Here is a 12,563-nt window from a genome sequence, read left to right on the forward strand (position 1 = left end):
GCCTTCGGCAGCTCCTACGTCGAACCCTGTAGGAGCTGCCGAAGGCTGCGATCTTTTGATCCGTTGCCGCGAAGCGGCATGACACCGCCGGTTTTTCGTCTCTGATACAAATCACCATTCCCTTCTGATTCCTCAAAGTCCCCTGTTTGCCGGGCCTCGCGCTGCCAAAAACAAGTTGGTCTGCAAATTGCTTATGGCTCAGCAGTACAGCAGTGGGCGGCAAACGTCCGGCAGGCAGAGGAAAGAGTGTGGACAAGTACCTTTATGTGGCAATGACCGGCGCCAGCCAGAATGCACTGGCGCAAAAGGCTCATGCCAACAACCTCGCGAACATCTCCACCAACGGTTTCCAGAAAGACCTGGAGCAAGCCCGTTCGATGCCGGTGTTCGGTGACAGCTTTCCGGCGCGTGCGTTTGCCATGTCCGAGCGCCCGGGCACGGATTTCTCCCCTGGTTCACTGGTGGAAACCGGTCGCGACCTCGACGTTGCCGTGCAAGGCAACGGCTGGATTGCCGTGCAGACGCCCGATGGCACTGAAAGCTACGTGCGCACCGGCAGCCTGAACGTTGACGCCCTGGGCGTGTTGCGCGCCGGCAACGGCATGCCGGTCATAGGCAATGGCGGGCCGATTGCCGTACCGCCGGAGCAGCAGATCGAAGTCGGCGAGGATGGCACCATCAGCATCCGTGCGTTGGGCGAAGGTCCCCGGGTGATGGCGGAAGTCGACCGCATCAAGCTGGTCAACCCGGACCTCAAGAACATGACCAAGGGTCTGGATGGTTCGATCCATACCAAGGACGGCCAACCGGCGCAGGCCGATGCCAACGTCAAGCTGGTGTCCGGTTTCCTCGAGTCGAGCAACGTCAATGCCGTGGAAGAGATGACCTCGGTACTGGCCTTGGCCAAGCAGTTCGAGCTGCACATCAAGATGATGAACACCGCCAAAGACGATGACCAGGCCATGGCTCGGGTCTTGCAGATCAGCTAATTACCAGAACGTCGCGCCGTAAAACAGGCGCACGAGGAGAATCGAATGCTTCCGGCTCTATGGGTTGCCAAGACAGGTCTGTCCGCCCAGGACACCAACCTGACGACCATTTCCAACAACCTGGCCAACGTGTCGACCACGGGTTTCAAACGTGACCGCGCCGAGTTCCAGGATCTGCTCTACCAGATCAAGCGCCAGCCTGGCGCCCAGTCGACCCAGGACAGCGAACTGCCGTCGGGCCTGCAACTGGGTACCGGTGTGCGCATCGTCGGCACCCAGAAAAACTTCACCGCCGGTAGCCTGCAAACCACCGAGCAGCCGCTGGACATGGCCATCGACGGTCGCGGTTTCTTCCAGATCCTGCAACCGGACGGCACCACGTCCTATACCCGTGACGGTACGTTCCACCTGGACTCCAACGGCCAGATCGTCAATGCCAGCGGCTTTGCCCTGGAGCCGGCCATTGTCATTCCGAACGAAGCGCAGACCTTCACGGTCGGCCGCGACGGCACCGTGTCCATCACCGTTGCCGGCAACCCGGCAGCCCAGGTGATCGGCAACCTGCAAACCGCCGACTTCATCAACCCGGCCGGCCTGCAGGCCGTGGGCAACAACCTGTTCCTGGAAACCGCCGCCAGCGGCGCGCCGCAAGTCGGCACTCCGGGCCTGAACGGTTTCGGCTCCACGCTGCAGAACACCCTGGAAACGTCCAACGTCAGCACCGTTGAGGAGATGGTCAACATGATCACCACCCAGCGCGCCTACGAGATGAACTCCAAGGTGATCTCCACCGCCGACCAGATGCTCTCGTTCGTAACGCAGAATCTGTAATCAAGTCTATGTGGCGGCCATTGGGCCGCCTGCAACACCGTGAGGTAGGGTCATGAATCGCTATGTATTTGTTCTGGCACTGAGTGGGATCACCGCGCTCGCAGGTTGCGTGCCTGCGACGCCCAAGCCCAATGACCCTTACTACGCTCCGGTGTTGCCGCGCACGCCGTTGCCGGCGGCCGCGAACAATGGCTCGATCTATCAGGCCGGTTTCGAACAGAACCTGTACACCGACCGCAAGGCGTTCCGGATCGGTGACATCATCACCATCACCCTGAACGAAAGGACCCAGGCCAGCAAAAACGCCAACTCGCAAATTGGTAAGAACAGTAAGGCCAACATCGGCCTGAGTTCGCTGTTCGGCAGCAGCGCCACCACCAACAACCCGTTCGGCGATGGCGACCTGAGCCTGAGTGCCAGCTACGAAGGTGACCGCGCGACCAAGGGTGACAGCAAGGCGGCTCAGGGCAACACCCTGACCGGTTCGATCACGGTCACCGTCGCCGATGTGTTGCCCAACGGCATCATCGCGGTACGCGGCGAAAAGTGGATGACCCTCAATACCGGCGACGAGCTGGTGCGGATTGCCGGCCTGGTTCGCGCCGATGACATCGCCACCGACAATACCGTGCCGTCGACCCGTGTCGCCGATGCGCGCATCACCTACTCGGGCACCGGTTCGTTTGCCGATGCGAGTCAGCCAGGCTGGTTCGACCGTTTCTTCCTCAGCCCGCTGTTCCCTTTCTAGGTGGCTACGTTGAATTTCAGAAGTCTCATGATGGCTGCGTTCCTGATGTCCGCAGCGTTCAACGTTCAAGCCGAGCGCCTGAAGGACATCGCCAGCATTTCCGGCGTGCGTTCCAACCAATTGATCGGCTACGGCCTGGTGGTCGGGCTAAACGGCACCGGCGACCAGACGACGCAGACCCCGTTCACCCTGCAGACCTTCAACAACATGCTCTCGCAGTTCGGCATCAAGGTGCCGCCGGGTTCGGGCAACGTGCAGTTGAAGAACGTCGCGGCGGTGTCGATCAGTGCCGATTTGCCGGCGTTCGCCAAGCCGGGTCAGCAGGTCGATATCACTGTTTCATCCATCGGTAACTCCAAGAGCCTGCGTGGCGGCACCTTGCTGTTGACGCCACTCAAGGGTATCGACGGTAACGTCTATGCGGTGGCCCAGGGCAACCTGGTGGTCGGCGGTTTCGATGCGGAAGGGCGAGACGGCTCGAAGATTACCGTCAACGTTCCGTCGGCCGGTCGCATCCCCGGTGGTGCGTCGGTGGAGCGTTCGGTGCCGAGCGGTTTCAACCAGGGCAACAGCCTGACGCTGAACCTCAACCGTTCTGACTTCACCACCGCCAAGCGCATCGTCGACAAGATCAACAACATGCTCGGCCCTGGCGTGGCCCAGGCCATCGACGGCGGTTCGATTCGCGTGACCGCGCCGCTCGATCCGAGCCAGCGCGTCGATTACCTGTCGATCCTGGAAAATCTCGAAGTCGATCCGGGCCAGGCGGTGGCCAAAGTCATCATCAACTCCCGCACCGGCACCATCGTGATCGGCCAGAACGTCAAGGTTTCCCCGGCCGCCGTGACCCACGGCAGCCTGACCGTGACCATTACCGAAGACCCGATCGTCAGCCAGCCCGGCCCTCTGTCCAATGGCACGACGGCGGTGGTACCCCGTTCGAAGGTCAACGCCCAGCAGGAAGCCAAGCCGATGTTCAAGTTTGGCCCCGGCACCACCCTCGACGAAATCGTACGGGCGGTGAACCAGGTTGGCGCGGCACCGGGTGACTTGATGGCGATCCTCGAAGCGCTGAAGCAGGCCGGCGCCCTGCAAGCCGATCTGATCGTGATCTGAGGACGGCCATCGTGGATATGCGCAAGAGCGGTCTGGTCAGCAGCAGCGATTCGGGCTCCTATTCGGACCTCAATCGCCTGAATCAGCTCAAGGTCGGCGACAAGAACAGCGACGGCAATATGCGCAAGGTGGCGCAGGAGTTCGAATCGCTGTTCCTCGGTGAGATGCTCAAGTCCATGCGCTCGGCAACCGAAGCGCTGGGGCAGGACAATCCAATGAACACGCCGGCGGCCAAGCAGTACCAGGAAATGTACGATCAGCAGCTGGCCGTTTCCATGTCCCGCGAGGGCGGTGGTATTGGTTTGGCGGACGTGCTGATGCGCCAGATGTCGAAGAACAAGCCGTTGGCGCCGGGCGAGGCGGCCGCTGCATCGCTGGCCAAGCAAGAGGCTGCCAAGGCCGCCGTGCAGACACCGGTGGCGGCCGGCACGGTGGCAATCAATGGCCCGTTGTCGCGGGTCAATGGCCAGCGTCCGTTGTGGGCTTCGCGCTCAATCCATACGCCACAAGAGGCGGGCGAGGGTGCTCATCGCAATGACATGGCGCTGATCAATCAGCGACGCCTGGCACTGCCACCGAAACTGGCTGACCGGCTGTTGGCCGGGCTGGTGCCTTCGGCGACGACCGCTGCCACCACGATGCTCAACCGGACAGCCTTGCCAGAGCGCACGACGAACACCGGCACGGGGCCGCTGCACAACGGCGACTGGCTGGCGACCGCGCAACAATCCTCCTCTGGAGGCATGCAGATCTACGGTCGCGCCATGGCGCAGATTCCGCTGGCGCCGGCGAAGAAAGCCTTCAGTTCCGCCGACCAGTTCGTCAACACCATGTTGCCGATGGCCAAGGAGGCCGCCGCACGGATTGGGGTCGATCCACGTTACCTGGTGGCTCAGGCGGCCCTGGAAACCGGCTGGGGCAAGTCGATAATGCGTGCCCAGGACGGCAGCAGCAGCCACAACCTGTTCGGCATCAAGGCCGGCAATAGTTGGCAGGGCAATTCGGCGCGGGCGATCACCAGCGAATTCAGGAACGGGCAGATGGTCAAGGAGACGGCCGAGTTCCGCTCCTACGACTCCTACAAGGACAGTTTCCACGACCTTGTAACTTTGTTGCAGACCAACAATCGCTATCAAGATGTCGTGAAGTCGGCCGATAACCCAGAACAGTTTGTACGCGAGTTGCAGAGAGCCGGTTACGCAACCGATCCGAACTACGCGAGCAAGATTTCGCAGATAGCCAGGCAGATGACGAGTTACCAGAACTACGCTGCGGCGGGCGTTTCCACTACGCCTTTATAGGCACAAGGTATAAGGTCTGAATCATGAGTTTGCTCAATATCGGGATGTCGGGGCTGAGTGCTGGCCATAACTCGTTGGTGACGACTGGCAACAACATTGCCAACGTCGACACCGCCGGGTACTCGCGCCAGCAGTCTGTGCAGAGCACCAAGGGCTCGATTCAGTACGGCAATGTGTTCATCGGCACCGGCACGACGCTGGCCGATGTGCGTCGCGTGTATAACTCGTATCTCGATTCGCAGCTGCGTACCGCCACCTCGCTCGACAGCGAAGCTACGTCGTACAACGCTCAGGCCACGCCGCTGGACGCCACGCTTTCCGATTCCAACACCGGGCTGACCGGTGTGCTGCAAAAATTCTTCACGTCGATGCAAGGCGTTTCGACCTCGGCCACCGACGACACGTCCCGCCAGTCGGTGCTGACCGGTGCCCAGGCCTTGTCGGCGCGCTTCAATTCGATTGCCAAGCAGTTGAACGACCAGAACACCAACCTGAACGGCAGCCTGGGCGACATGGCGGATCAGGTGAACAAGCTGTCTACCACTATTGCCACGCTCAACCAGAAGATTTCCGAACTCTCCACCGGCACCAATCAGCCAAACGACCTGCTGGACTCGCGCAACGAAGCCGTGCGTCAACTCTCCGAGCTGGTCGGTACCCAGGTGGTCGAACGTGGCAGCAGCTACGACATCTACATCGGCAGCGGCCAGCCCCTGGTAGTGGGTAATACCACCAATACACTGCAAACCGTGCCGAGCCAGGGCGATCCATCGCGCATGGCGCTGCAGCTGAATCGTGGCTCCAGCACCATCGACGTGACCGCGGTGGTCAGCGGTGGCGAAATCGGTGGTCTGCTGACTTACCGCAAGGAAGTGCTCGACCCTTCGCTCAATGAGCTGGGGCGCGTGGCGCTGGTGGTGGCCGACCAGATCAACAGCCAGCAGGCGCAAGGCATCGACAAGAACGGTGATTTCGGCGCGGCGATCTTCAACAACATCAACAGTGCCGCCCTGATCAGTCAGCGCAGCATTGCGGCGGCTGGCAACAGTGCCGGCTCCGGCAACCTGGATGTCACCATCAAGGACACCGGCAGGCTGACCGCCAGCGACTATCAGGTGACGTTCACCAGTGCGACCAACTACACCGTCAAGCGCTCGGACGGCACCGACATGGGATCGTTCAGCACCACGACCACACCGGCTCCGGTGATCGATGGCTTCAGCCTGAACCTCAACGGCGGTGCGCTGAGCGCCGGCGACTCGTTCAAGGTGACGCCGACCCGTGGCGCGGCGGCCGGTATCCAGGCCGTGCTCACCGACCCGAAAAAAATCGCCGCGGCAGCCCCCTTGACCGGCGTGACCAGTGCCAACAACACCGGCACCTACACTCAGCCGACACTGACCAGCACCCTCGATATCTACAACCCGGCGGCCCAGGCAGAAATGCAGACCGCGCTCAAGAGCTCGACGCCGGTCAAACTGGTGTTCGGGGCGGCCAGCGGCGGTAGCCAGACCTACAACATGGTCGATTCCAAGGGTAATTCGATCGGCACCGGCACCATCGTTCCGGGCCAGAGCAACACCCTGAACCTGAAAGTGGGCATGGTCGATGCCAGCGGTGCTCCGGTCATGGACACCAGCGTCACGCCGGCCGTGCAGAAGACGTTCACCGTGCAGACCACGGTGGGCGCCACGCCAGCCAGCGGCGAAAGCTTCACCATCAACCTGACGGGCGCGGCGTCTTCGGACAACCGCAACGCTCAGGCACTGGTCGGACTGCAAACCAAACAGACCGTCGACACCGGCACGGCGAGCAAGGGCATCAGCCTGACCGATGCCTACAACAAGCTGGTGACCAACGTCGGCGCCAAGGCTGCCCAGGGCAAGTCAGACAGCGAGGCCACCACGGCGATCCTGGCCAACGCCAAGGGTGCGCGGGATTCGAACTCCGGGGTCGACCTGGATGAAGAAACCGGCAACCTGGTCAAGTACCAGCAGTACTACACCGCGTCTTCGCAGATCATCAAGGCGGCGCAGGAAATTTTCACCACACTGATCAACAGCCTTTAAGGAGTCGTAATTCATGCGCATTTCCACCGCCCAGTATTACGAAATCACCGCTGCCAACTACCAGCGCAACTTCAACAAGGCCATCGCGACCAGCAACGAAGTCAGCAGCCAGATCCGCGTCAACACTGCCGCCGATGATCCGATCGGTGCCGGTCGTTTGCTGCAACTGGGTCAGCAGAGTGCGATGCTTGATCAGTACGGCACCAACATCAACACCACCAAGAGTGCGTTGAGCCTGCAGGAAACGACGCTCGACTCCATCGGTACCGCTTTACAGCGTGCCAAGGAACTGGCTCTCGCCGCCAGCAATGGCATTGCCACCGACGCGGACCGCAAGGCCTACGCGTCGGAGTTGGGCCAGATCCAGCAACAGGTGCTGGGCCTGATGAATTCCAAGGATGCAAGCGGCAACTACCTGTTCTCCGGTTCGAAAACCGACACCGCGCCTTACTCGCAGAACGCCGACGGCACCTACAGCTACAACGGTGACCAGACCACCGTGGACCTCGGCATTGGCGATGGCATGACGGTCGGGACCAACACCACAGGCTGGGATGCGTTCCAGCAGACCATCAACACCAGTCGCACCCAGACCACCATGACCGCTCCAGCGGTGGATGCCGGCCGCGTGGTGCTGTCCAACGGCACGGTCGGCACCAGCTCTACCTACAACGCGAAGTTCACCGGCGGCCAACCCTATACCGTCAGTTTCCTCAGCAGCACCCAGCTGAAGATCACCGACTCGCTGGGCAACGACGTGACCGCCGAAGCCAGCCAGAACGGTCTGATCAGCAACTCCAATGGTGCCAACCAGACGGTCAGTTTCCGTGGCGTCGACCTGAAGCTGAACATCAACCTCAAAACCGGTGATACCAACCCGGATGCGGTGATCGCCGGCCACAGTTTCAACCTGTCTTCCACGTCGGATAGCTTCAACACCTCGCGCAGCGCCGGTAACCCGTCGACCGCGGTCATCACCGGTTCCAGCGTGACCGACCCGGCGGCTTACACCAACGCCTTCCCGTCGGGCGGGGCGATCCTCAAGTTCACCAGCGCGACCGCTTTCGACCTGTATGCGGCCCCGATCACCGCCGACAGCAAGCCGGTGTCGTCGGGCACCGTATCCAGCGGCAACGCTACCGCCGCGGGCGTGACCTTTGCCTTGGGCGGTGGTGCCCCGGCGTCTGGTGACCAGTTCGTGATCCAGAACAACAACCATCAGACCCAGAACGTGCTCGACACCCTGGGCCAGATGATGACTGCGCTGAACACGCCAATCGACGGCGACGCGGTGGCCAAGCAGAAGTTTCTCGGCGCCATGGAGTCGGGGATGGGCAACATCGACAGTGCGGCCAACCAGATCGGCTCGGCCATCACCACGATCGGTGCCCGCGGTCAGGCACTGGATAACCAGACCGCGACCAACGAGAGCCTGACCCTGGCGAACAGCGCCAGTCAGAAGTCTATTCGCGATTCGGATCCGGCCGAAGTCATGACTCGCCTGACCTTGCAGCAGACCATGTTGCAGGCGGCGCAGCTGGCGTTCAGCAAGATTTCCCAGCTGGGCCTGTTCAACAAGATCTGACGGTGGTCGGGCGCGCAGGCGCCCGATGGCCTTGCCCCTTCAGTATTTATCGTCTTTTTTTGCGGTAACAAAGGGCTCGCTTTTCAGGGCGGGCTCGCGCCGCCTGTGAGCCTGCCGTGAATTCACTCCCGCTTGTCAGCCTGGTCATTCCCGCCTTCAATCCGCGCTTTTTCGGTCGTGCCTTGCACACGGCTGTGAGCCAGAGCTACGGCAATCTGGAGATCATCGTTTGCGATGACAGTCGCGGCCGTGAGATCGAAGACATCGTGGCTTCGCTGGTCGAGGAAGGGGCGACCGTGCGCTATATGCGTAACCCGCGGACCCTGGGGCTGGTGGGTAACCTGCAGGCTTGCCTGGAGCAGGCGCAGGGCGAGTACATCAAGTTTCTTTGTGATGACGACCAGTTGTTTTCGGCTTGCATCGAGCGTCAGGCCCAGGTGCTCATCGACTGCGCTGACGTCAATCTGGTCGTGGCCCAGCGCCTGCTCTGGGATGCCGACGACATGCCACTGCCGTCGCGCCTGGAAAACACTCCGCTTTCCCCGGTGGGCGGGATATTCAAGGGCGAGGACCTGCTGGCGATCTTCGAAAACTTCCCGGTCAACATCCTCGGTGGTTTCAGCAACGCCATGTTCCGTCGGGCTGATGTGCTCGAACTGTTTCCAGCACTGACTCAGCCCGGCCATTGCTTTGTCGCGACCCTCGATTTCGCCTTGTACGTCTGCCTGATGCGGCGCGGCAACCTGGCGGTGTCCAATCACGTGCTCGGCATCGAGCGCCTGTACCCCGAGCGTTTGAGCAGCCAGCAGTCGATGAAGGACGCAGCCGAAACCGAACGGCAGTGGCTGTCGCAGATGCTCAAGGCCCGTAGCGGCGAATCAGCGCCGGCGCAGGGCTGGGTGCGCTATCTGCCACTGACTCGGGCGGATGAATCGCCACGGGTTTGGGAGGAGTTGCCACTGAGCCGGACCCTGGGCACCAAGCAGACCACCCAGGACTGGCATGTCGGCATCGCCAGTGTCAGTTTCGCGCAACTGTATGCCCAGTGGCTGGCGTGCCGCGCTCTCACCGAGGGTCAGCGCGAGCTGCTGGCGGATACGCTGGAGGGGTGGCCAACCCGACCCAGAATCGTTCCGATCATCATCGATGAGCAAGGCAGCCGTTCGGCGCTGGAACTCACCCTGCAATCGCTGGTGGATCAGGAATACGCCCCTGAGCTGACGCTGGTGCTTTCGGCGTCTTGCACGGAAGCCGTGCTGGACGAGCGTGTGTTCCGCATGCCGTTGCAGGACGACTGGCAGCAGCAGATCAACGCGCTGTTACCGCAACTGGAAGGCACTGGCTGGTTCTATCTGTTGCGTGCCGGTGATCGCCTGGTGGCGCCGGCCTTGCTGGTCATGGCTGAACGCATTGCGCTGTCGCGCACGCTGACCTGCCTGTACAGCGACGAAGGTGGGCTGCATCAGGGGGAGTCGGCCGAGCCTGCATTCAAGCCAGACTTCAACCTGGACCTGATGCGCAGCTATCCCTACGTGGGGCGTGCGCTGGCATTCGAGCGCGAGCAATTCCTGGCGCTGGGCGGTTTCGATTCGGTGTACGGCGAATTGGCGCCACACGATGTGTTGTGGCGAATGGTCGAGAGTGCTGGCACGCACGTGGTCGGGCACATTTCGGAGGTGTTGCTGGAGTCGGCGTTCGACCTGGCCAAATGGCTGTCGCTGCCGCAAGTGGTGGACACCAATCCACGGTTGCTTGAGGCGCACTTGCAGCGCCTGGGTGTCGCCCACGACATTCGCCAGGGCAGTTCGGCGCTGCTCAATCGGGTCGACTATCTCCATGCGGATCGGCCGCTGGTGTCGATCGTGATCGTCAGCAAGGACCAGACCCTGGCATTGCAACGCTGTGTCGAGAGCCTGCTGGAGAAAACCGCCTACGGCGAATACGAGTTGCTGTTGGTGGACAACGGCAGCGAGAGCGCCGAGGCGCTTGACTGGTTCGCCGGCATGTCGCAGCTGGGCAGCGACCGGATCCGGGTGCTGCGTTGCGAGTTGCAGGGCAATGCGGCGGCGGTGCGCAACTTCGCCGTCAAGCAGGCCGCTGGCGAGTACGTGCTGATGCTCAATCCCTACACGGTGATCACCCAGGCGCAATGGCTGGGTGAACTGCTCAATCATGCGCAACGTCCGGAAGTCGGCGTGGTGGGGGCCAAGCTGTTCAACCCCGATGGCCGCGTGCTGCGCGCCGGCCTGATTCTCGGGTTGCAAGGGCCGGCCGGGGTGCCGTTCCATGGTGAGATGTTGCACGCAGCGGGGTACATGTACCGCTTGCAGGTCGCTCATAATTACAGTGCTGTCGGCGGCGATTGCCTGATGGTGCGCAAGGCGGTCTTTGACGCGGTCGGTGGCCTGGATGAGCAGGGCCTGGCGCAGTCCCTCAACGAGGTCGACCTGTGTTTGCGCGTCGGCCAGGAAGGTTACCTGGTGGTCTGGACGCCTCACGCTCAACTGGCGTTGGGCGCGCAACCGGCGGTGGCTGCGCAAGAAGGTGACCAGGCCCGGGGCGAGCAGGAGCAGGAGGTTTTCTATAAGCGCTGGCTGCCGATCGTGGCCCGTGATCCGGCCTACAACACCAACCTGACATTGCAGGGATTGGGCGGGGCAAGCTTCAGTCTCGAGCCCGGCTTGCGATCTGGTTGGAGCCCGTTTTCCAAGGCTCAGTTGCCGAAGATTCTCGCGTTGCCGGTCAACGCGTCCGCCATCGGCCATTACCGGGTCACGCAACCGTTGATCGAGCTTGAGGCCGCCGGCAGGGCGCACGGACGCATTCATTACAACCTGCCGACCATCATTGAAGTTGAGCGCCATTCGCCTGACGTGATCATCTTGCAGGGGCGCTATTCCGAAGGTCCGATCAACGAAATCCCGAGCCTGCAAAAATACTCCAGCGCGCGACGCATCTATGAGCTCGATGACTTCGTGATCAACGTCCCGCACCGCAATGCGCATATCCGCAATATGCCGGGCAAGGATGAAATGGAGGCGCTGGTCCGGCGCGCCATCGGCATGTGCGATCGCGTGGTGGTGTCCACCGAGCCGCTGGGTAACGCGCTGTCGGACATGCATCAGGACATTCGCGTGGTGCCCAACATGTTGGCGTCGCACTTGTGGACCGATCTGCGCAGTCAGCGCCGCACCTCGAAAAAGCCTCGGGTCGGCTGGGGGGCGGCACCAGCCACCACGGTGACCTGGCGGTCATCGCCGATGTGGTCCGCGAACTGGCCAATGAAGTCGACTGGGTATTCTTCGGTATGTGCCCGGACGATTTGCGCCCGTACATGCATGAGTTTCACGGGGTGATCGGGCTGGACGTGTACCCGGCCAAACTGGCCAGCCTGAACCTGGATCTGGCATTGGCACCGTTGGAGTTCCACATCTTCAACGACTGCAAGAGCAACCTGCGGCTACTGGAGTATGGTGCTTGCGGTTACCCGGTGATCTGCACCGACACCGAGGCCTATCGCGGCTACCTGCCGTGCACCCGGATCAAGACCAACTCCACGGATGAATGGCTGCAGGCGATCCGCATGCACCTGGCCGATCCCGACGCGAGCTATCGCATGGGCGATGAGTTGCGCGAGATCGTGCTGCGTGACTACGTGCTGCGCGGCGACAATTTGCGCTACTGGGAAAATGGCTGGCTGGCGGACTGACCGTTCGCGCATCCATCCGGAACAGGCAGGCGACCTTGAGTCGCCTGCCTTTTTTTGCCGCCAGACTTTGCAATCAGCGTTGAAGATGCCCGCCAGGCATTGCCCGGTAGCGGATTGAAAGAGCTGGCGCGTTTCCTGCAAGTCCCCCTTATATCGCCATAAAACGAGCACTTGCGGTGAGTCCGGATGCGCTCTGAACGGCGGCAGGTTTAACC

At 61.7% G+C, this 12,563-nt stretch carries 7 protein-coding genes and 1 pseudogene; all 8 read left to right on the forward strand.

Annotation, left to right across the window (positions count from 1 at the left end; translation table 11 throughout):
- Nucleotides 1-248: 248 nt before the first annotated feature.
- The 8 genes and pseudogenes from AB4O40_RS25155 (at nucleotide 249) to AB4O40_RS25190 (ending at nucleotide 12,348) form a co-directional block, all read left to right on the forward strand.
- Complete coding sequence (locus AB4O40_RS25155) at nucleotides 249-989, forward strand: flagellar basal body rod protein FlgF (RefSeq protein ID WP_056721511.1); 741 nt, start codon at nucleotides 249-251, stop codon at nucleotides 987-989.
- 45 nt (nucleotides 990-1,034) lie between these two features.
- On the forward strand, nucleotides 1,035-1,820 hold the full coding sequence (flgG, locus tag AB4O40_RS25160) for a flagellar basal-body rod protein FlgG (protein WP_056721513.1): 786 nt from the start codon (nucleotides 1,035-1,037) through the stop codon (nucleotides 1,818-1,820).
- Between the two features lie 52 nt (nucleotides 1,821-1,872).
- A complete protein-coding gene (gene flgH, locus AB4O40_RS25165; RefSeq protein ID WP_056721514.1) occupies nucleotides 1,873-2,568 on the forward strand; it encodes a flagellar basal body L-ring protein FlgH in 696 nt (231 codons plus the stop codon).
- A gap of 27 nt (nucleotides 2,569-2,595) precedes the next feature.
- Nucleotides 2,596-3,684, forward strand: a complete 1,089-nt coding sequence (locus AB4O40_RS25170) for a flagellar basal body P-ring protein FlgI (protein WP_056721516.1) — start codon at nucleotides 2,596-2,598, stop codon at nucleotides 3,682-3,684.
- An 11-nt stretch (nucleotides 3,685-3,695) separates the two neighbouring features.
- Nucleotides 3,696-4,985: a flagellar assembly peptidoglycan hydrolase FlgJ gene (flgJ, locus tag AB4O40_RS25175; protein WP_056721518.1), complete on the forward strand. Its 1,290-nt coding sequence runs from the start codon at nucleotides 3,696-3,698 to the stop codon at nucleotides 4,983-4,985.
- A 23-nt stretch (nucleotides 4,986-5,008) separates the two neighbouring features.
- Nucleotides 5,009-7,054, forward strand: a complete 2,046-nt coding sequence (flgK, locus tag AB4O40_RS25180) for a flagellar hook-associated protein FlgK (protein ID WP_056721519.1) — start codon at nucleotides 5,009-5,011, stop codon at nucleotides 7,052-7,054.
- Between the two features lie 13 nt (nucleotides 7,055-7,067).
- Nucleotides 7,068-8,639, forward strand: a complete 1,572-nt coding sequence (locus AB4O40_RS25185) for a flagellar hook-associated protein 3 (RefSeq protein WP_056721521.1) — start codon at nucleotides 7,068-7,070, stop codon at nucleotides 8,637-8,639.
- 116 nt (nucleotides 8,640-8,755) lie between these two features.
- Nucleotides 8,756-12,348 (forward strand): annotated as a pseudogene (locus AB4O40_RS25190) (glycosyltransferase).
- The last annotated feature ends 215 nt before the right edge of the window (nucleotides 12,349-12,563 follow it).

This window comes from Pseudomonas sp. S2_F07 (assembly GCF_054668325.1).